The organism is Providencia sp. 6390, from assembly GCF_058148425.1.
In genome coordinates, this window is record NZ_JBYVYL010000001.1 from 677503 (window position 1) to 698794 (window position 21292).

Annotated in this window: 24 protein-coding genes and 1 riboswitch; of the genes, 11 read left to right on the forward strand and 13 right to left on the reverse strand. The window is 39.3% G+C overall.

Features of this window, described 5'->3' with window-relative positions:
- Positions 1-11: 11 nt before the first annotated feature.
- A complete protein-coding gene (locus tag AC3Z9T_RS03305; protein WP_490124771.1) occupies positions 12-1334 on the forward strand; it encodes a serine hydrolase domain-containing protein in 1323 nt (440 codons plus the stop codon).
- A gap of 216 nt (positions 1335-1550) precedes the next feature.
- Here the strand turns inward: AC3Z9T_RS03305 and AC3Z9T_RS03310 are convergent, their stop codons facing one another.
- Entirely contained in the window at positions 1551-1937 is a 387-nt protein-coding gene (locus AC3Z9T_RS03310; RefSeq protein ID WP_490124772.1) for a hypothetical protein, read from the reverse strand.
- Between the two features lie 271 nt (positions 1938-2208).
- On the opposite strand from AC3Z9T_RS03310, the gene AC3Z9T_RS03315 reads away from it, so the two are divergent.
- Together AC3Z9T_RS03315 and rlmA are read left to right on the forward strand one after the other, a co-directional pair.
- Complete coding sequence (locus AC3Z9T_RS03315) at positions 2209-2406, forward strand: hypothetical protein (RefSeq protein WP_490124773.1); 198 nt, start codon at positions 2209-2211, stop codon at positions 2404-2406.
- Between the two features lie 111 nt (positions 2407-2517).
- Positions 2518-3339: a 23S rRNA (guanine(745)-N(1))-methyltransferase gene (rlmA, locus tag AC3Z9T_RS03320; protein WP_490124774.1), complete on the forward strand. Its 822-nt coding sequence runs from the start codon at positions 2518-2520 to the stop codon at positions 3337-3339.
- A 47-nt stretch (positions 3340-3386) separates the two neighbouring features.
- Here rlmA and mntP read toward each other — a convergent pair whose 3' ends face one another.
- From mntP to pabB, 8 genes are all read right to left on the reverse strand, one after another.
- A complete protein-coding gene (gene mntP, locus AC3Z9T_RS03325; protein ID WP_490124775.1) occupies positions 3387-3971 on the reverse strand; it encodes a manganese efflux pump MntP in 585 nt (194 codons plus the stop codon).
- Between the two features lie 6 nt (positions 3972-3977).
- Positions 3978-4156: riboswitch (yybP-ykoY riboswitch) on the reverse strand.
- Between the two features lie 151 nt (positions 4157-4307).
- On the reverse strand, positions 4308-4766 hold the full coding sequence (locus AC3Z9T_RS03330; protein WP_490124776.1) for a DUF986 family protein: 459 nt from the start codon (positions 4764-4766) through the stop codon (positions 4308-4310).
- A gap of 91 nt (positions 4767-4857) precedes the next feature.
- Positions 4858-5709 (reverse strand): PTS mannose transporter subunit IID, encoded by an 852-nt coding sequence (locus AC3Z9T_RS03335; protein ID WP_490124777.1) that lies wholly within the window; start codon positions 5707-5709, stop codon positions 4858-4860.
- A 12-nt stretch (positions 5710-5721) separates the two neighbouring features.
- Positions 5722-6525 (reverse strand): PTS mannose/fructose/sorbose transporter subunit IIC, encoded by an 804-nt coding sequence (locus tag AC3Z9T_RS03340; RefSeq protein WP_490124778.1) that lies wholly within the window; start codon positions 6523-6525, stop codon positions 5722-5724.
- 87 nt (positions 6526-6612) lie between these two features.
- Entirely contained in the window at positions 6613-7584 is a 972-nt protein-coding gene (manX, locus tag AC3Z9T_RS03345) for a PTS mannose transporter subunit IIAB (RefSeq protein WP_490124779.1), read from the reverse strand.
- A 705-nt stretch (positions 7585-8289) separates the two neighbouring features.
- Positions 8290-9654 (reverse strand): L-serine ammonia-lyase, encoded by a 1365-nt coding sequence (locus tag AC3Z9T_RS03350; RefSeq protein WP_490124780.1) that lies wholly within the window; start codon positions 9652-9654, stop codon positions 8290-8292.
- Between the two features lie 172 nt (positions 9655-9826).
- On the reverse strand, positions 9827-10387 hold the full coding sequence (locus AC3Z9T_RS03355; protein WP_490124781.1) for a CoA pyrophosphatase: 561 nt from the start codon (positions 10385-10387) through the stop codon (positions 9827-9829).
- Positions 10380-11747 carry an aminodeoxychorismate synthase component 1 gene (gene pabB, locus AC3Z9T_RS03360; RefSeq protein WP_490124782.1) on the reverse strand — a complete coding sequence of 456 codons (1368 nt, stop codon included), beginning with the start codon at positions 11745-11747 and terminating at the stop codon, positions 10380-10382. The genes AC3Z9T_RS03355 and pabB overlap by 8 nt, the downstream gene beginning before the upstream one ends.
- A gap of 124 nt (positions 11748-11871) precedes the next feature.
- On the opposite strand from pabB, the gene AC3Z9T_RS03365 reads away from it, so the two are divergent.
- The gene (locus AC3Z9T_RS03365) at positions 11872-12054 is read left to right on the forward strand and encodes a YoaH family protein (RefSeq protein ID WP_070928266.1); all 183 of its coding nucleotides are present in this window, start codon (positions 11872-11874) and stop codon (positions 12052-12054) included.
- A 181-nt stretch (positions 12055-12235) separates the two neighbouring features.
- Complete coding sequence (gene yebF / locus AC3Z9T_RS03370; protein WP_490124783.1) at positions 12236-12601, forward strand: protein YebF; 366 nt, start codon at positions 12236-12238, stop codon at positions 12599-12601.
- 51 nt (positions 12602-12652) lie between these two features.
- Here yebF and AC3Z9T_RS03375 read toward each other — a convergent pair whose 3' ends face one another.
- Positions 12653-12883, reverse strand: a complete 231-nt coding sequence (locus tag AC3Z9T_RS03375; protein WP_490124784.1) for a DNA polymerase III subunit theta — start codon at positions 12881-12883, stop codon at positions 12653-12655.
- A 345-nt stretch (positions 12884-13228) separates the two neighbouring features.
- Here AC3Z9T_RS03375 and ftnA point away from each other — a divergent pair, with 345 nt between their 5' ends.
- The 4 genes from ftnA (at position 13229) to AC3Z9T_RS03395 (ending at position 15576) form a co-directional block, all read left to right on the forward strand.
- Positions 13229-13732, forward strand: a complete 504-nt coding sequence (ftnA, locus tag AC3Z9T_RS03380) for a non-heme ferritin (protein ID WP_490124785.1) — start codon at positions 13229-13231, stop codon at positions 13730-13732.
- 188 nt (positions 13733-13920) lie between these two features.
- A complete protein-coding gene (gene copC, locus AC3Z9T_RS03385; RefSeq protein ID WP_490124786.1) occupies positions 13921-14307 on the forward strand; it encodes a copper homeostasis periplasmic binding protein CopC in 387 nt (128 codons plus the stop codon).
- A 2-nt stretch (positions 14308-14309) separates the two neighbouring features.
- Entirely contained in the window at positions 14310-15206 is an 897-nt protein-coding gene (gene copD / locus AC3Z9T_RS03390) for a copper homeostasis membrane protein CopD (protein WP_490124787.1), read from the forward strand.
- Positions 15207-15228: 22 nt separating this feature from the next.
- A complete protein-coding gene (locus tag AC3Z9T_RS03395) occupies positions 15229-15576 on the forward strand; it encodes a DUF2511 domain-containing protein (protein ID WP_490124788.1) in 348 nt (115 codons plus the stop codon).
- A 372-nt stretch (positions 15577-15948) separates the two neighbouring features.
- Here the strand turns inward: AC3Z9T_RS03395 and AC3Z9T_RS03400 are convergent, their stop codons facing one another.
- The 3 genes from AC3Z9T_RS03400 to yebS all read right to left on the reverse strand — a co-directional run bounded on the left by AC3Z9T_RS03400 (position 15949) and on the right by yebS (position 19869).
- Entirely contained in the window at positions 15949-16182 is a 234-nt protein-coding gene (locus tag AC3Z9T_RS03400) for a DUF1480 family protein (RefSeq protein WP_490124789.1), read from the reverse strand.
- 146 nt (positions 16183-16328) lie between these two features.
- Entirely contained in the window at positions 16329-18668 is a 2340-nt protein-coding gene (locus AC3Z9T_RS03405) for a PqiB family protein (RefSeq protein ID WP_490124790.1), read from the reverse strand.
- Positions 18643-19869 (reverse strand): membrane integrity lipid transport subunit YebS, encoded by a 1227-nt coding sequence (yebS, locus tag AC3Z9T_RS03410; RefSeq protein WP_490124791.1) that lies wholly within the window; start codon positions 19867-19869, stop codon positions 18643-18645. Before yebS ends, AC3Z9T_RS03405 begins: the two co-directional genes overlap by 26 nt.
- A gap of 135 nt (positions 19870-20004) precedes the next feature.
- Between yebS and AC3Z9T_RS03415 the strand changes: the two genes are divergently transcribed.
- Both AC3Z9T_RS03415 and proQ read left to right on the forward strand, forming a co-directional pair.
- The gene (locus tag AC3Z9T_RS03415) at positions 20005-20487 is read left to right on the forward strand and encodes a GAF domain-containing protein (protein WP_490124792.1); all 483 of its coding nucleotides are present in this window, start codon (positions 20005-20007) and stop codon (positions 20485-20487) included.
- A 111-nt stretch (positions 20488-20598) separates the two neighbouring features.
- Complete coding sequence (gene proQ, locus AC3Z9T_RS03420) at positions 20599-21291, forward strand: RNA chaperone ProQ (RefSeq protein WP_490124793.1); 693 nt, start codon at positions 20599-20601, stop codon at positions 21289-21291.
- The last annotated feature ends 1 nt before the right edge of the window (position 21292 follow it).

Sequence of the window (21292 nt, forward strand, 5' to 3'; positions counted from 1 at the left end):
AAGGTCAATCCATGAAAAAATATAGAACAAGTTTATGTTTGCTTTCGGCTTTAGTTTTTACATCAATAACAAGTTATGCAAATCAAGTTAGCAATGAATGTAATGTACCTGCACTGGCTAAGTGTCCTCAGCCTATAGATAGCTCATATCCCAATGTCAAAGATATGTTGACTTGGGATCAGCAAGAGCGCCTATTGGGTTTTCGCAATGATTATCGCTCTTACCCAGGTGATGTATTTCATGCTACTAGTCCGAAATCATTGGTTAGAGAAATTCAAAACTTAGAGAATGTAACTTATCAAATAAAAGGTATGACTTACAAATTAGACGACTATATTAAGCGTAATGATGTTGTTGCCTTAATGGTAATTAAAAAAGGAAAGATAGTATTTGAGTACTACGGTAAAGGGAATACGGCAGAAACATTATGGACCTCGCGCTCTGTGGGTAAATCGGTTGTTTCTACACTGGTTGGAATTGCATTACAAGAAGGTAAAATTACTTCGTTAGACGATGCTATTGTCAAATATAATCCAAGTGTCAAAGGAACAGCATGGGAAAATGTGACCATAAAACAATTATTGCAGCATACATCGGGCGTGGAATGGGGGGAGGATTATGAAAATCTTAACTCTGATTTTGCTAAGATGACTGAATGCGAAGCTAACCCGCAGATATATTCCTGTGTGCAAAAATTGGTTGTTGATCCAATACGTCAATCTTATGCAAAACCGGGAGAAGTATGGCGATATAATTCAGGTGGAGCATGGTTGCTAGGGGATACTCTAGAAAAAGCGACAGGAACTTCTCTGGCTAAATATTTGGAAACTAAAATTTGGCAGCCATATGGCATGACAAGTGATGGTGTATGGCAAAGCTATGAGCTGGGTAAGCATAACACTGGCGCGCATGGTTTTAATGCAACCCTTGAGGATTGGGGGAAGTTTGGGTTATTTTTTGCAGAAAATGGTGTGTTAGCGGACGGTAAACAAACGCTACCGTCTAACTGGCTTAGTGAGTCAAAAAATTGGGTACAGGCAAAAAATTCAGTCAACCCAAGCTATCCTGAAGGAATATATGGCTTTGAATGGTGGAATAATAGTGTTCCACAAAAAATGCATAATATAGAGCCTAAACAAGGCTTAGATAGTCACAATACATTATGGGCATTGGGGATCTTTGGACAAATCATCGTTGTAAACCCAAAGGAACAATTAGTGATTGTCCAATGGTCCACATGGCCTGTTGCTCATCCAGCAGAAGATGGCCAGCCACTTGAAGCATCTTTAATGTTTAATGCAATTAACAATCAATTAAATAAAACAACTCATTAATTTGTATACTCTAAATAATTCGAGGTGCAGCTAGGCGACAAGCGAATGAGTCACTATGAGCCTACATAAGTAGGTGACTGGTGCGAGTGAGCGTAGTCACATCTACCTCAACAAAAAGCGCTGCAACTTGAAGTATGACGAGTATAGTGGTTATTTTTATAGAACCTGCCAATTAAAGTGTCATTAATGGCAGGTTTTTTATTTTAATCATACCCGTTAATAAAAGCAGCAGGGCAGATCACTGTTTAATCTAAATTTTAGCTCTTTATCTTTATGCTCACTATTGTTCCATTTGTTACTTTTTTCTGCTTCTGCATTAAATACTGTGATAGCTGTTAATGTTTGTAAAAATTCACCAGCATTAAATGTTTTGGTCGGTTTTATACCGAACAAAAATGTATTTTTGAATTTATTTTGACTGTCAATGAATTCTGCTTCAAATCTGGTTTTATTATATGGAATTACAGGTGAATAGGCCGAATATTGCATCTTGTTTAGAAATGTGTCTAAGCCTTCTTTTTGTTCAAGGTTTTGATTTTCAATGTTAAAATTAGAAAATCCTAACAGCGGGATAATGATAAAGATTAAAAATAAACGTTTCATTGTTTTCTCTCCATGAAAATTAAAATAATGTCATAAATAAGTCACCCATAGAAGGTGAAAAGTGAGAGAAGAGTGCTTCATTTAATATTTATTAATGTTGTATGTTAAAAAAGTAAATGAACCATCAACAAAGTGAATAAATACTTATCCATAAATAACCTATAAAAAATTTATAAAACTTTAAATTTGTCCTATTGTGAAGTATTCATTAAATATGATTTATTAGTGTTGCAAGAACATCCTTGCTTAAATAAATCTGAAGGTACTTAGAATGAAAAAGTTTTTAGCAATCGCAACTGTATTGTCATTAGCTATTTCTGGTTCGGCATTAGCAGCAAGCACAGTAAAAAGTGAGCAAGCGGCTCCAACTGTGAAAACACAAAAAAGTAGTAAAGTACATTCAGCAGGTAAAACGAAAGCGCATACTACGCTCGAAAAGAAAACATCAGCCGAGTCCTCTAAAGCATAACGCTTAGCTGCGTTAGAGCTTGTCACACGTATCAGTGCCATGGGAAATATATTGCCCGTGGCGCTGCATCTCTATGGTATACTCAATATTATTTATAACGATATATCATTTATGAACTACCAATGCCCTCTATGTTTTCATCCCTTAATACAACACAACCAGAGTTTGAAATGCACAAATAATCATCAGTTTGATTGTGCAAAAGAAGGTTATGTTAACTTATTGCCTGTTCAACACAAACGTTCTAAAGATCCGGGTGATAGCGCTGAAATGATGCAATCGCGTCGGCAATTTTTAAATGCGGGTCATTATGACCAAATGCGTCAATTAGTTGCAGATAGGCTGAGCCAATATTTTCCTGAGCAGAACGGCTCATTGTTAGATATAGGCTGCGGCGAAGGTTACTACACTGATTACTTTATGCGGCAGCTTGCAAAACCGAATTTTTTACCCATTGTTTATGGATTAGATGTTTCAAAAGCAGCTATTCGTTATGCCGCAAAGCGCTATCCATCCGTTAACTTTTGTGTGGCTTCAAGTCATCGATTGCCTTTTTCTGAGCGTAGCATTAGTGCGATTGTGCGTATTTATGCCCCATGTAAGGCAGAAGAGTTGGCTAGAGTGTTGCAAAATAGCGGGATTTTAGTGACGGTGACTCCTGCACCTAAACATCTACAAGAACTAAAACAACTTATCTATAGTGAAGTCAAATTACATCCTCTAAAAGAAGAGCTATTACCTCAATTTAAATTGTTAGATGAACTTAATTTAAATTATGTAATGTCATTAACAGGTCAAGAAGCATTTGAATTATTACAAATGACGCCTTTTGCTTGGCGAGCGAGTGAAGAAGTTAAACAGGCATTAAAACAATCAGAGGTTCAAGATTATACTGCTGACTTTATGATCCGCGTATATGAATTAATTGAATAATAATAAATAGGCTCCTGCAATAAATACAGGAGCCGACAATCTATTCATTATGCGCTATACATAAACAGTTCGAGATGTTCAAATAAAATATTAAAACCAATACCAATCAGTACAGCACCACCAACAATTTCTGCTTTTTTGCCAAGTAGGGGGCCAACATAACGGCCAATCATCATACCGATAGTTGCCATAATCATTGTCATTAAACCTATGGTCATAGCGGTATGCACGATATCAACTTGTAAAAAAGCTAAACCAAGGCCAATAGCCATTGCATCAAGGCTAGTGGCGATAGCTGAAAGCACTAAGCTCATAGAACTATTACGGGATGCAGGAGCGCAGCATTCATCTTCTTTTTTTGCTTTGATACCTTGCCAAATCATGCGAGAGCCTAAAACAAACAGTAAGGCGAAAGCGATCCAGTGATCCCAACGAATAACATATTGGCTTGCTAAAATGCCAATTGCCCAACCAATAATCGGTGTTATTGCTTCGATAAAACCAAAGATAAAACCAGTGCGGAGGATCTCTTTAAAGCGGGGTTTGTGCAGTACTGCACCTTTGCAGATAGCGACAGCAAATGCATCCATAGAAAGAGCAAGTGCTAAAATTAGAGTGGCGTAAAAACTCATAACATAAACCTCGGTTGGGTGCATCCATATACACATGAATTACCCCCAACCAAAAGGCTTATTCATGTGTCTATGGTCTTGCCAACCAAGATGGCGTCCGTACCACGTTTAAAATGCAAACGAGTATGTTGACACGGACATTCTGGATATACTTCCAGAACAGGCTACTCCCCAATGACGTGGTTCGAAAGATATCACAATTTATTTTAAAGACAACACTTAATTTAATGTGGCTATTAATTTTTGTTGATAATAATTGTCATTTTCAATAATTTAAAAATTGAGGTTAATTTAAACGTCAATTAACCTCAATATTAATGTGAATATATTTAACAATTATTTATGATTGATAAAAAATTCGTATATTCTTTGCAAATCATCAAGTTGAGAAACTTGAATGTGGATTTTTTTATGCTCTAAACCAACGATTAAAATACCATCTTCAGATAAATTCATTGTTTTAATTCTGTCGAATAATATAAATGTATTGGCGAAATAAAATCCTTTTTGTTTAAAAAATAATTTTGGTGTGCGAATAAAAGCTAAATATACTGACATCAAAATAGTAACCATCAATAAATAAGTGGTTAACATACTGCCATGTCGAGAAATGTTGGTGTAAATGACAATACAGATTAACACAATAAAAATAATAGCATCGGCACGGTGTTTACGCTTGAGATTAACTTTTAAAAGTGTTTTTCCTTTGAGCAGGTTCTGGATAAATTCATCATAAATTGCATACAGCAGCATCAATAAAATAATAATGGCCAGTATGGAATCATTTAAGGTCATTTTGAGTGCCCTTGGCTAAGTAAACAATGCTAGAGAGCTTAAAAGTAAAAATGGGAGGCTGCAACCTCCCATTTCAATTAATTACAATTCATTACGGCGCTAAGAACTTCAACCAAGCACCAAGGATACCAAGGCCAAAGAAGCCAATAATGATCCACAGTGGGTTAACTTTACGGCGAAGCAGCCACATACATGCAAAGGTCAGCAATAAAGGCACCAAACCAGGCATCAAGTCATTTAAAATATCTTGAACCGTTTTGATTTCCATCACTTTTGTGGCTGGATTCTCGATACTCGAAACGATGACAGGAATATCAACGTGGGTCCATTTATTCACCAAGGCCCCCATAACAAATAAACCGAGTATTGATGCACCTTCAGTTAATTTTTGCAGGAAGCCACCGCCGATATCTTGAACAATATCGACACCTTTTTTATAACCGTAAGAAACGCCATAATAGAGCGTTAATAAGCGAACAAGGTTAAACAGTACAAAGAACAGGATAGGGCCCAGCAGGCTACCTGTCATTGCAATACCTGCGCCGAGAGCAGCAAACACGGGACGCACAGTACCCCAGAAAATAGGATCACCAACACCCGCTAATGGTCCCATTAGACCGACTTTGATACCGTTAATTGCACCATCGTCGATGTCGGCACCGTTTGCACGTTGTTCTTCCATCGCCATTGTTACGCCTAATACAGGAGCTGCGACGTAGGGATGGGTGTTGAAGAATTCGAGGTGACGCTTAATCGCTTGTTTACGGTCGTCATTATTTTCTGGATAAAGGCGACGGATCACCGGTACCATCGAATAACAGAAACCGAGAGCTTGCATACGTTCGAAGTTCCAAGAACCTTGCAACAGGTTAGAACGTAAGAAGACAGCGCGGACATCACTTTGAGTTAGCTTTTTCGCTGTTGGGTTTGTTGTATCTACCATTGTGCGATCCTCCTAGTCTAATTCATTATCAAGGTTGTTGTTACTGCCATTACCCTGAGTGACAACCACTTGGGACTTGTTATATTTCGGACTAAGTTGGATATACAGGATAGCCATAACTGCACCGATAACACCCAGAGCAACAAGGTTGAAGTTGGTAAATGCCGCAGTAACAAAACCTAAGTAGAAGAATGGCATCAGGTAGCCAGCACGCATCATATTGATGACCATTGCATAACCCACAACAACAATCATACCACCGGCAATATTCAGACCATCAGTCACCACCGGTGGGATAGCGTCTAACATTTGTTTGACTTCTGAAGTACCGACAGATAGAGCAACGATCAGAGCAGGAATGGCGATACGCATTGCTTGTAGAATTAATGCAGAAACGTGGATCCAGCTAATTGCTGCAAGGTTACCATTGACCGCGGCTCGGTCTGCTGCGTGTTGGAACGCAACTGTGACAGTACGTACGATAATGGTCAACACTTGGCCAGCTGCTGCTAGTGGGATCGCAATGGCAATACCTGCACCAATGCTTTGACCCCCAGCAATAACCAGGATGGTTGAAATAATTGAGGCGAGGGCGGCATCTGGAGCAACCGCAGCACCGATATTCATCCAACCTAATGCGATCATTTCAAGTGTACCACCAATGATGATACCGGTTTTCATGTCTCCCAAAACGATACCGATAAGCGTACAGGCAACGAGCGGGCGATGGAACTGGAATTCATCGAGGATAGAACCCATACCTGCGATACAGGCAACGATGAAAACCAGTACTATTTGAACAACGGTAAGTTCCATTGTTTAATCTCCTGTAACCAAACGAGTTTGGTAAATCTGTTTTCGAGTAATGGTTAAAATTCAATAAAATTAACGACCTAACTAAAACTAATTTTTTAATTTTTTAATCAAATCCATCATCTGAACTTTACTGTCAGAGGAGACCTTACGGACTTCCAACTCAATATTTTTACTGTTCAGATAATTAAAAGCATCAATATCTTTTTGATTAATTGATACTGCATTGGTTACTTGAGTTTTGCCTTCATGGAATGCCATACCACCAATATTAACAGAGGTGATATCTACCCCTGCTTCAACAAGGCGCTCTACGTCAGTTGGGTTAGTAAACAACAGCATTACGCGCTCACCCGCATATTTAGGGTTGTTATAAACACGAATACATTTAGCAACATCAACAACGTGAGCTGTGACTCCCGGAGGCGCAACCTGTTTAAGTAGTGTAGAACGAACTTCGTCTTTAGCCACTTCATCGCTAACAACAATGATACGTTTTACACGGGTTTCTTTTGTCCAACGAGTCGCAACTTGGCCATGGATCAAACGGTCATCAATACGAGCAAGGGCGATCACCATATGCTCACCTGGGCCTGCAGTGACTGTTTGTACAGTTGCAGGTTGTTGAACCGGCGCTGGTGCAGCAACTGGAGTTGTTTCAGGCTCTTTCAGTTTTAATGCACGAATACCCCCACGGCCAGTTTCGAGGGCAACAGAAACTAACTCTTCCATTGAAGGATTGTCATCACGGCACATAAATGTTTCGACTAGCATCGGCACATTAACGCCAGTGACTATTTCATATTTGTCTTGATCATTGACAATACGGCTGGCGGCATTAAATGGACTGCCTCCCCAAGTATCGACCAAAAATAGGACACCTTCGGTGGTATTTAAACCAGCAAGCTTGGCGGTATATTTATCAAACAGGGTGTCAGCATTTTCCCCTGGTACAAAGTCGATAAACGAGACATTTTCCTGCTCGCCAATCAACATTTCGGTCGTGCGCAGAAGTTGCTCTGCTGCCACACCGTGAGTCCCAATCATAATAGCTATACTCACTTGAATTCCCTCTTTATAGATCGAACGGAATGACACATTAGATCAAAATCGAATCAGCTTAATTAACCCTCCTAAATAGAAAACTATATTGATAATTTTAGCTGAATAAATTCACTCTATTTATTTCAGTTAGCAAACTGTTAATTTACTAACTAATAGAGTCAGTGTAGGTAGCATAACATTTTGCATTAACGTAAAAACTTGTTTTGCGTCAGAAAATTAAAAACATACATGTTATTTCAAATAATATGCACATATTTATTGAGTATATTGATTATGTGAATATTATGCATCGATTAATAAGTTTTTGTTGGTGGAAAGTTCTGTTATCGGTAACAAATAAAGAACAATTAATTTAACATTAGAAGAAAAAAGGCGAAAAATTAAGCAAAATATGACACGTTTCAGCAGTAGGAAGTTCTAAAAAAAGATTATTTTATCATCGAGTCATTTTAGTAACGATTTAATTAAGTTTTCGTTAAAAAAATAAAAAATGAATAAAGTAGAATAAAAAACAAACAATAGTTATTTTTTAATTGATAACAATGATGAAATTGTTATCAAAATAAAACGCCGTGGAACCCGTTATTATGATGGGATTCACGGCGTTGAATGACTATACTCGTCATACATCAAAGTGCAGGGTTGTCGAGCCGCCTACCTGCATCTCGAATTATTTAGAGTGTAAATTATGCGATTGGCATATTAATCGCATTGAACTTTAATCGCTAAACCACCACGAGATGTTTCACGATACTTTGCGTTCATGTCTTTACCTGTTTCATACATAGTTTCAATAACTTTATCAAGAGAAACGCGAGGCTCACTGGTACGGCGTAGTGCCATACGGGTCGCATTAACCGCTTTAACTGATGCGATTGCGTTACGCTCAATACAAGGTACTTGAACTTGCCCTGCAACAGGGTCACAGGTTAGACCTAGGTTGTGTTCCATTCCAATTTCAGCGGCAATACACACTTGCTCAGGGCTAGCACCAAACAGTTCAGCAAGACCTGCTGCTGCCATTGAACAAGCAACACCAACTTCACCTTGGCAACCAACTTCTGCACCTGAAATTGACGCATTCATCTTATAAAGAATGCCAATAGCACCCGATGCGAGGAAGTAGCGTGTATACAGTTCAGGTGTAACAGGCTCAATACAATGGTTGTAGTATGCAAGTACCGCAGGAACAATACCACAAGCACCATTGGTTGGTGCCGTCACAACACGACCACCTGCCGCATTTTCTTCATTTACAGCTAATGCGAACATGTTGATAAGGTCAACAACGTTCATTGGGTCATTAGACAGCTTACTTGATGAGGTGACAAGGCGATTAAGTGCTGGTGCACGACGTGGTACACGCAGAGGTCCAGGTAAAACACCTTCGGTGTTTAATCCTCGCTCAATACAAGCCAGCATTGTTTTCCAAACGTCAGCAAAGTAGGCATCAATCTCTTCTTTAGTATGAAGATCAAGTTCATTCTTCATCATTAAGCTTGAAATAGATAGACCTGATTTTTTGCAGTTGAGTAACAATTCTTCAGCTGATTTGTACGGGTAAGATACTGGTTTACTGTCTAGAGCTGACTGGCCGAAATGCTCTTCATCAACAATAAAACCACCACCGATAGAGTAGTAAGTTTTCGTATAAATTTCATCGTTACCTGCAAACGCATGAATGGTCATACCATTTTCATGCAGTGGGAGGTTGTCGTGACGAAAATTCATGCCACCTTCGCGTGGGAAGTCCACGGTATGGGTGCCATTGGCAAGCAGCAATTTTTCTGTTTTCTCAACATTGGCGATAAAAGCAGGGATCGATTCAATATCGACGGTTGCAGGTAAATTGCCAGCTAGGCCCATAATGATAGCAATATCAGTATGGTGACCTTTTCCAGTGAGTGAAAGAGAGCCATAAACGTCAACGGCAATACGTGTGACGCTTGGTAATAATTGTTTGTTTACCAAATCATCGACAAATTCTTTTCCCGCCTTCATCGGGCCGACGGTATGAGAGCTTGAAGGACCTATGCCCACTTTAAACATGTCGAAAACGCTTATCACGCAGGACTCCTTAAAAAAGTAGATATTTAGTGATTTATTTTAAAGGGCGCTACTTTACTGTGATTTAGTAGTGTTAACCAGTAAGTTTAAATTATTTTTTAAAATAAGGTAGCAACAAAAGGCCTACTGATTAAAAATAGCACAAAATGCATTCGGTCACGTCATGAAATGATTATTTAAGTTGGAGGGCTAACTGATGAATAATGGCAGCGGTCAGTCCCCAAACGAGGTGGCCTTGATACCAATAGAAGAAAATACGGTTCGAACTGCCTGAACGTTTGACATCAATAAACTTATGTTGCTTGAGTGATAAAGCATCAAATAAGGGAACTTCAAACACACTAGCCACTTCGCTCGGGTTTGGACGGTAGTCGATCCCCGAGGGCAGTAACCCAACAATAGGCGTGACTTCGTAACCTCCAAGACTTAGCTGAGGTGTTAATTGCCCTAATATTTGTACTTTTTCTGGCGGAATAGCCACTTCTTCATAGGCTTCACGTAGCGCTGTTGTGACGAGAGAGCCATCTTCAGGATCACTCGCACCACCGGGAAAAGCAATTTGTCCCGCATGAGAACGTAAAAAAGGCGAACGCTGCGTTAGTAATAATGTGGGTGTTGATTTATTAATAATAGGAAGCAGAACTGCAGCCGATTTACTCGCCACCCGTTGTGATTGGCGAGTAATAGGGAGTGTAAACTGAAAGCGATTAATAAACTCACTCAGTTCAGTCATTCTGTTGCAGCTCTCCTAACACAGGTAGAATAAGACTAAGTTTATCAAAAGTTTCTTGATATTCTTTATCTGCTTGGCTATCCGCTACAATACCACCGCCCGCCCAGCAAAAAATCTGCTTTTTATCGGTGAGTAAAGTACGAATTGTTATATTGGTATCCATTTTACCACAAAAACTAATATAACCTATTGCACCACAATATCCATGACGGCGGTGAGATTCTAACTCCTCAATAATTTGCATAGCACGGATTTTAGGTGCGCCAGTAATCGAGCCGCCAGGGAAGCTGGCTCTTAATAGATCTGTTGCAGTATAGGGTGTGGCCAGTGTAGCAGTGATGGTACTGACTAAATGATGTACCGCAGGGAAGGCTTCAACTGCAAATAATTCAGGAACTTTGACTGTCCCTGGCACAGCAACACGCCCGATATCGTTGCGTAGCAAGTCCACAATCATTAAGTTTTCAGCACGATCTTTTGGCGAGCTAGCTAATTTTTCTGCTTGTTCTGCATCGGCTAGAGGATCCCCTAAACGAGGTAATGTGCCCTTTATTGGGCGCGTTTGGATTTGGCCATCTTGCAGCAGAATAAAACGCTCAGGTGAGATGCTGATCACTGTGTTTTCAGGGAGCTGAATAAATGAGGAAAACGGTGCGCGATTTGCTTGATTGAGTAACATAAAGGCATCCCATTCATTGCCTTTATATTTCGCTTGAAAACGCTGTGCTAAGTTGATTTGGTAACAATCACCACTGCGCAAATAGTCATGTATTTGTCCTATCTTTTGCTGATATTGCTCTTGAGACATATTGGCATGCCAAGAACTAGTTAGCATGAATTTTGCTTTTCGTGATGTTTTTTGAGCTTTAAGCCAATTTAATCGTTCATTGACATCATCATAGCTAAATAGAGTCACTTGTTGTTCTAAATGATCAACAACTAATGCCCAGAGGTAAATACCAACTGCCATATCTGGAAACTGTAAATCGGTTTTAGCTATCTGTGGTAGTTTTTCAATACGACGGCCTAAATCATAACTCCAAATACCTAAAGCACCACCAGTAAAGGGTAGAGAACTATCACTACAGTGATCAGGTGTGAAGCGCTCAATAGACTCTTGCAGCAAGGTGAAGGGATCGGCGTCAGAAACATTGACTATTTGTTGATGAGTAACGGTGGTTTTATCACCAACTGTCATCAGAGTCGCGATAGGATCAGCAACAATAATGTCATATCGGTTGTGCGAATGCTCTGCGTTACCTGAATGAAGTAACATAGCCCATGGCTGATGAGCTAATGGCGTAAAGTAATCAGTTGCTGCGTGAATATGATAAGGAAGTTGTATTTTATTGATAATCATTTGGATAAGCTAAACTAAAAATTGATAAAAAAGGCTGTGACTCAGATTAGCATATATTCTTATCTTAAGAAGCCAAGAGCTGTTAAAATTGAGCTAAATTTTATTTTATTGAAAGGGTTTGACTATGTTTTCAGGTATGCCAGCACTTAATCATCAAGAGCAACAGGAAGCGGTAGAGCGCATCCATCAACTTATTGCGGATGGTATGAGTAGCGGGGAAGCTATAGCCCTTGTTGCTCAAGAAATTCGTGAAAAGCATAAAGACAAAGAGCAAATCCATGCACGTTTTGAGGAAGATGACGATTAGTATAGTTAAAACAACCTATTAACATTTTCGCTAAAATCTGATACATATTAGTTAAGTCAAATCATTTTGGCAGTTTATAAGTATTCGTCTATTTTAGATAGTGTAGATAAATAATATATAAAACTCACAATGGTAGTTATTCTAATTTGCCACCTAGTATTTGATAGGGATCGGAGGAAGCATGAAAGCAGGAAAAAAAATAGGTTTTGCTTTAGGTAGCTGTGTTCTGTTATTCAGTTCTGTTGCATTCAGCGCGAATCAAGAAGAAGGCAAAGCAGCACCTTTTGTTAGTTGTGATAAGTTATCTGAGCCACAAATAGCTGCACAAGTTAAAAATGATTTTATGCATAATCGTTTACCACGTTGGGCTGATGAAAAAGCACTGGTTGGTAAAAAAGCAGTGGCGTGGGTGAATAATCAAGATGTTACTAAGACCGCAACAGGTTATGAAGTGCCATTAACGGTTAGGGGGGCAAAAAAGGATCTCCAGTATAATGTGGTGGTTGATTGTGAAAAGTCGACGATTACATATAATTCGTTGAAATAATTACCATGTATTAGATTATAGGGGAGGCTTGCTTCCCCTATAATAGATTAATCAGCGATTCCTTGGTTCATAAGGAAGCCGCGCAAAATTTTGAGAGAGCTGGCGGTAATACATAAGTCGTTCTCTGAAATATTCTCTAAGACTTTCAGGTTGTTCTCTCTCAACTGCTTCTGCAATAACCGCAATATTATAGCGTTCTTTAAAGGCTACGCCTGAAGCTTGCAAGTCTACGTTGACTTTATCCATTTGGTCTTTTGGTAACAGCGCAAGGTTATAATTCATCTTGTCTCTCAAATGCTTTACAGATATCTCAATATAGTAGCATATCAGTAGGTATGAGCGATAATCTATGGCCTAAATTTAGTTTTGAATATGATGCAATAAATGAAAAATAAATTACTCTAATGACAACATGGAATGTTTATATTTGACGTGAAATTAGTATTTGTCGATGTGGATAATGAATTAATTGCAAGTAAAGATAATGAGATTGATTATTATTAATTTTACTAAAAGTTATTAATTATCAGTAAATTGGATTTTTTTGTTTTATTATTGTTTTAGGGTTTTAATTATTTTTCTAATATGCATAATAATGGTATTACTCTTAATGACTAAGGAAAGAATATGTTAGCAGCTGACATGATCAATAAATTAAATGAGCAGTTAAACCTTGAGTTTTATTCTGCGAATTTATATTTACAGATGAGTGCTTGGTGTAGTGATAAAGGCTACGAAGGGGCTGCGGCCTTTTTAAAAGCTCATTCACAAGAAGAGATGGAGCATATGCAACGTCTGTTTGGTTACCTTAGTGATACTGGTGCATTGCCAATACTTGGGCAAATTGCAGCACCGCCCGTTGCATTTAATTCAATTGCTGAAGTCTTCGCTTTAACTTATAAGCACGAGCAGCAAATCACTTCGGAAATTAATAAATTAGCGCATTTAGCAATGACAACGCAGGATTATTCAACTTTTAACTTCTTACAGTGGTATGTTGCTGAGCAGCACGAAGAAGAGAAATTGTTCAAATCTATCCTAGATAAATTGGATATGGTGGGTGAGAGTGGTAAAGCACTATTCCTATTGGATAAAGATCTAAAAAGTATGTCAGCAGCTGCTCACGTTTAATATAAAATATTAATAAACCCATAAATTGCAGAGGTTAATCTCAAGGTTTATGGGTTTTTTTCTTTGCGTTTTGTGTTGTTAATCACACCTTCAGTCGCTAAATCGATTTTTTGTAGCAGATATATGAAATTTATTTCGTATAATGGTTGGCATTAAATCTAAATTCACCTGCAAATTAAGGGGTTACTATGCCAATCCACCAAATCAAATCATCTTGGCGCAAGCTCAGTGCTGTGGCTGTTCTATTTTTAGGCATGTCATTTCAACAAGCATTTGCTCATGCACATCTAAAAGATCAACTTCCCGCTGAAGGTGCTGCAGTTGAGCAAACTCCAGAGTCAATTACGCTAAACTTTTCTGAAGGTATTGAAGTCAATTTTGCCAAAGTCAAAGTGATTGGGCCAAACGATGTGCTAGTTAAAACGGGCAAACCTGCGTTAGACCCAAACAATGACACAAAGGTTATTGTTCCAATTGAAACTAAATTAGCTGCGGGTAAATATGATGTGAATTGGAGTGTTGTTTCTGTAGATGGTCACAAAACTAAGGGCGAATACAGCTTTACTGTGAAATAATTATGTCTTTAGAGGCATTTTACATCGTTATACGTTTTTCCCATTTTATTGCCGCGATGTTGATGTGTGGTATGTCAATATTCGCGGTGATTTTGAGTTCTGGCGCATTTAGTCAAGTGCTTCGGCGAATTTTAAATCGTGGCATTGTGTTTAGTGCGGTAGTGACTGCGGTGACTGCATTTTGCTGGATGTCAGCACAAGCAGGGTTGATGGGGGACGGCTGGCAAGATGCATTAGATCTTGAGACTTGGCTCAACGTATTACAGACTTCTTTTGGCCAAATTTGGCGTTGGGAATTGATTTTTTCTATTGTCACACTTGGGGTGATTTTCGTCTCTCGCCAAGAAATTAAACTCTATTCGTTGTTAATACTTTCTATTATTCTACTAGGTCTACACGCTTTTGTCGGTCATGCTGCTATGTATGATGGGCTAGTAGGTAACCTACATCGCTTGAATCAATTTATTCATCTCATTAGTTCTGCCTACTGGTTTGGTGGGTTATGGCCTTTCTTGATCTGTATTCAATTCTTACGGGATAAAAAAGAATTAGCGGCAGGTTTAGATAAACAAATTTTTGCCAGTTTAATACGTTTTTCCCGTTTAGGGCATGCTGCGGTGGCGATGGTTTTAATTACAGGGGTGATTAGCGCGATGACATTGCTACCTGATTGGCCATTTGCCTATAATAACTCTGAATACCAATCATGGTTGTGGCTAAAAATTGTTTTAGTTGTTGGTATGGTGATATTGGCATTGGTCAATCGCTATGTGTTAGTGCCTAAGATCCAACAAAAAGGGCGGCTACAATATTTAATTATTAATAGTTGGATTGAGTTATTGTTAGGTAGCATAGCGATACTTGCTGTCGCTGTTTTTGCAACCTACCAACCCATTTAAGATTTTGAACAAGGTAATAAGGATGAAACTCAAATTAACATTGTGTTCTATGTTGTTGGCAAGTTCAGTTTTTAGTGCTGTGGCTGCTCCTTTAGAAACTGTAAGTAAAAAACAGTTCGGCACTGATTGGCCATTTACTCGTGAAGAAGTAATGTTAGAGTGCCGCAACAATGGTGCTTTGGTTGTGATAAATCCTGCGACTTTGATGCAGTATCCGCTTAACCAAGTAGCACAAGAGCAAATGGAAAGAAAAGAGATCAAAGCACAACCAATCGATGTTTTACTTGCTCCAATAGAAACGCCAAAAACTGTTGAGCAGCGAGTATTGCCACTTAAATTAGCCGCTGAGAAGCTTTGTCATAAAGCGTAGTCACATAGATATAGATTAAATGCCATAGGTTATAGTTGAGAAAGAGCTATAACCTATGGCATTTTCTATTTTAATAGCGATTAAATTTGAAAGGTTATGCTTATTGTTGAAATAGAATTTAACTATCAATCAAATAGCTCGATATTCAGAAATTAAGAAATAAATTGTGTTAATAATATGTAAAAAATTTGATAATTAGTATGGTAAGAGTGCGTTTAGCAAGCTAGTATTAAATTGTACTTTGTTACGTCTCAATGGCAATTTTTAGCGCACGGCTCTGCCAGAGCCATTTCCCAAGGCCCGGTAATCGGAATCTACCAGGCCTCTTTTTTTTCCTGTTATTTGCTGTTTGCAACCTAGCGACTTCATCAATTAAGCCACTCTCATTACCCAGTGGTGATTGTCTTTATCATAACGCTGACGATATAACAAAACAGGCTTCTCATTAATTAATGCTGGAATACTGGTATGTTCATCCCAACCGTCCAATTGCATGCAAAACTCGGTATCAGAATCGCAAGGGATGCTGACAAGATCGCTTTTATGATCTGCCATTATGGCATCATTAATTTCATAGGAAGATATTTTCAAATTAACTATGCTCATGGTGTTACCTCTCAGTTAGTATTGGAGTAGGTGATGCCGACTCAACAAAACTAAGCATAGTATAAATGGAATTCATTTCCAAAATATTTTTTATAAGAAAAAAGATGAAAGGTGCAATATTGTTTAAATATGCACCTTTTCAGTGATTATTGTTTAGGGATAGATGTACCCCAGTCTAACCAATCTTTTGGTGGCTCTATTTTTAGAATGAAATGCTGATCTGGTTTGGCTTTTGCCGCAAGAGGTACGCTTGGCGGGGTTGCAAGTGAGATGCCACCACGGACAAATTGTTTAAATGTACCGCTTTTGATCATGCCGCCAGTAAGGCCAAACGATAAATTATAGCCAGACGATAACCAAAATTGGGTATTATCTCGAATGAGGTACTGATACTCTTTGCCAATTCGAGTCGCAACATATACACGATCGGAAAGCTCTCCCAAATACAAGCCTGTCACTGTACCAATTTCCATGCCTCTAAATAACAATGGTGTACCAACTTGGATAGAACCCACTTCACTGGCATCTAGGATGATAGTCAAACCATCTAAATAGCGTGAATCAGTGATGTTCGCTGTTTGTAATTCAAACTGGTAACGGTTTTTATTTCCTCGTCCTGGCTCCGCATTAATGTAAGGTTGAATCAAAGAGTCCAAATTATTAAAGCCTGCAGGCGATAGTTCAGGTGTGACAACAGCGAAACGACTACCACTTTTGGTAAAGGCTTGAACATATTCAGGGTAGAGAATGGCACGAGCGTTGACTTCCCGGTTATTTGGCGACAATTTCAGTGAATCAATTTGCCCAATATCAATACCCAAATAACGAATAGGCATACCCTCTGAGAGCTTAGATGCATCATATGTGGTTAACGTCACAACGCTGCCAATGGCTTTTGCCGCAGTTTCATTGGGATAGAGAGTGTGTTGCCTAGCACTATCTGAGCTAGAGGTTTGGATATTATCAAAACTGATTGCACCTCTAATCGCTCGAGTGAGCGGTGCGGCTTGAACAGTCAAACCATTACCATTTAGCTGTACTTTGGCACCGCCTTCGGCCCAGAACACACTTTGTTCAGTCAACAAATGACGGTATTGGCTTGAAATATGAATATTAACAGCGAAGCCTTCTTTGGTTGGCTTTATGGATACAATTTCACCAACGGTAAACTGACGATAAAGCACGACAGATCCAGTCTGTATGTCAGGTAATGTATTGGTATTTAGTGTAATAGTTGTTGTTGGTGATGAGCCGGTGACACCTGCTTTAGCATTGTCATCACTGCGATATAATGGAAAATTTTCAGGCAATGCTTCTTTGCCTTTACCGGCTAATAAATGGATCCCGCCATCTAACCATTCTTGTGGTGTTGCTCCTTGGAATTGAATACCCGTTAGCCCAAGTTGTACATCCACTCGGCTATTAGCAACAAATTTGCTGTCTTCACGGATCAAATGGCGATACTCATCCAAAATCGCCACATCAAAAGTGACTTTATCATCTAATAGGTGACGTTGTAACACCTCTCCGATCTTGATACCTCGATACATCACGGGTTGACCGACATTAACGCCATAGGTCTCTGGCGACCATAATGAAACTTTTAAGTTTTCTTTGTTTTGCTGTTCGTAGTTTTCAACATCATGCTTATTGGCTTTTAAATCAAACTGTTGACCATCTTGGGCTGGAGGACTATTTGGTGGAGAATCAAATGCGACTGCACCATTGATAACAGCAGAAAGGCTTTCCATTTTAACGTTGACACCTGAGTTGAGGTCAAAGCCACCTTGAAAACCGGATACGTTCCAGAATTGGCTATTTTCACGAACTAAATTGGCATAGCGCTTCTCAATGACAGCAGCGATAGAGACGCCGTTATCACTAGGTAAAATTGAGTAGTCAGAAATATAACCGACGGGTACTTTTCGATAATAAATCGGAGAGTTTTCGTGTAATGAACCAAGGTCTTTAGCATTAAGATAAACTAACAATTGCCCAGCCTCGGTTTGTAATTGAGGAGGCGAGTCCTGAGCAATAAAACTGTGTTGTTCATCCCCTTTATTGGGTTGCATACCAATATAGTTACCACCGACTAAAGCATCAAGGCCTGAAACACCTGCAAGCGATGCTTTAGGTGTGACAAGCCAAAACTTTGTTCCTGTAGTGAGTGCTGGCTGCATGTCTTTATTAATACTTGCTTTTACAATGATTTTTTTCATGTCTTGGCTAATCGTCACTGATTGAACTAAGCCAACTTCAACCCCTTGATAGCGTATAGGTGTTCTTCCCGCAACAACACCTGGAGCGGAAGAGAACTCAATAGTGACTTCAGTGCCTTGTTCTAGCCAGTGTTGGAATAGTAACCAACCGGCAATAAACACTGCAACAAGCGGTAACAGCCAAAAAGGGGAAATACGTGCTCGTTTACGTAATATCGCCTCTTGTTCCTGTTCAGCAGGTTCATTTTGTTGATTGTGATTTTCCATAAGAATCCCAAATTAAACGGCTATCAAGCCACTCGACAGCGAGTATGGTTAAAATAACAGCGACACCGAAAAATAGTGCAGCAGGGCCCATCGTAAATGACATCAGTTGATCGCGATTGATAAGCGTCATCATTAAGGCAATGACAAAGAGATCCAGCATTGACCACCGGCCTATCCAAGTAACAAATTTTAGTAATTTCATTCTTAAAACAGGGTCAGTTTTGCTCTGGCGTTGAATAGAAAATAGTAGCAAGATCATGATAATGATTTTAATAAATGGCACTAAGATACTGGCAATAAAAACGATAGCAGCAATTGGCCAATTACCTGAATCAATCAATGATACCACGCCTGAATAAATGGTATCTTCCATGCGTTGACCATTAAGGTAGACCACTGAAATCGGCATTAAATTAGCAGGGAAAAGTAAAATCATCGCGGCAATAAGAGCTGCCCATGTTTTCTGTAAGCTATAAGGCTCTCGATAATGCAATGGGCGATGGCAGCGTCGACATACACCCCGCGAATTTGCTGTTCCTGTGTAATGACAAGCTTGGCAAGTGAGTGTATTCATATCATTAGATTGCGATTGTTCTGGATAAAAAAATTGCCAAAGTTGTTCAACATTAAGATGGATGAGTATGAGTAAACTAATAAATGTCATTGTAATAAATGCAATGAATCCATGACCTAAGAAAACACTGGCATAGTCTTGCATTTTAATCGCAGCAATACCAAGGCCAATGAGATAAACATCTAACATTACCCACTCTTTTAAACGACTGAGTACTAATAAAATAGGCCGCAAATTTAATCGAAGACGTTTACCTAAATACAAGTAGATAATAAAAATAGGTAAAAATAGTGGGGCGACAACCGCACAAAAAGCGACAATACTTGCAGTGAGTGGATCGCCTTGTTGATTGATTAATCGTATACCTTCAATGACGTTCGCATTGATTTGTGTACCAAGTAAGTGAATGGAAATGAGTGGCTGCCAAAATGCAATTGGTGCCAACATGAGTAAAGTGATTGATAGAATAAATAAACGGTTTAGTGACCATGAGCGCCCATCATCAAGTTGACTAGTGCAGCGTGGGCAGATGACCACCTGTTGAGCATCGTGAGGTGGGATAGATAATTTAAGATTGCAATGGCAACAGTGTTGCGAAATTATCTCACTATGATTAATGTGGTTCATTATATGCTCATTGATTTGTTAGCCATGCTTGTAATCTAGTGTAAAAAAATTTACGGCTTAGTGACAACTTGCTAACCTAGATATTGCACGAAATGTTTAATTTATTGCGTTATTTGATTATTACAAGAAAATTTTATGGATAAAAACAAGTATTACCACGAACTTTCAGATAGTTTATCTGCACTTCTTGCGGGTGAGTATGATTTAATCGCAAGTTTGGCAAATGCGAGTGCATTGTTGTATGAGCATTTAGCGGGTGTTAATTGGGTTGGTTTTTACCTGAAAAATGGGCAAGAGTTAGTTCTTGGTCCTTTTCAAGGAAAGATAGCTTGTGTCAGAATACCTTTTGGCAAAGGTGTTTGCGGTACAGCATATAGCCAAAATAAAATACAGCGTGTTGATGATGTGCATGCTTTCCCAGGTCATATCGCTTGTGATACGGCAAGTAACGCTGAAATTGTGCTTCCTTTGGAAGTAAATGGTCAGGTTTTAGGCGTACTGGATATCGATAGCCCAAACTTCAATCAATTCGACCAAAATGATGAAAATGGGTTAAAACACCTTGTAAGCCAGTTGTGTCAACATTTGGCAATGTGTTCGATGCCAAATTATCACTAAATATTGGTATGTTAACTTAATAGGAACGTGGCAATTGTCTGCAACGCTATTATAATGTCGGCTTGTTCATGCCCGTGCTGGTTGGCAAAATCGTTGTTATCAGGAAATTTCATGGAAAATCAACCTAAGTTGAATAGTAGTAAAGAAGTTATCGCATTTTTAGCAGAGCGTTTTCCACGCTGTTTTATTGCTGAAGGCGAAGCACGTCCGTTAAAAGTCGGAATTTTTCAAGATATCGTAGGGCGCTTAACAGAAGAGGATGGTATCAGCAAAACGCAATTGCGTTCTGCATTACGTATGTATACCTCTAGCTGGCGTTATCTCTACGGTGTTAAAGAAGGCGCAAAACGCGTTGACTTAGATGGTAATGATTGTGGTGAATTAGAGGCGGAGCATATCACGCATGCACGTCAACAATTGACTGAGGCAAAAGCTCGGGTTCAAGCGCAACGTGCAGAGCAAAAAGCGCAAAAACGCCCAGTGGCCAAGAAAGCAGGTGATAAGCCCGCTCGCAATCCGGCAGCAGTTAAAGAAAATGCGCCACGCCATCGCCAGTCAGAAAATAAAGAACGCCCACAGAGCTCCTCGACTAAGCCTCAGCGCCGTAACGGTGCAGCTGCTCCAGAACAAAAACTGAAATCAGTCACTGATATTAACGCACTTCAAGTCGGCCAGATGTTGAAAGTGAAAGTTGGTACTAGCCTGATGGACGCGTCTGTGCTGGAAATAGCGAAAGATGGTGTCAGGGTTCAATTGCCAACAGGAATGGCAATGATTGTGCGCGCGGAACATTTAAAGTTCTGAT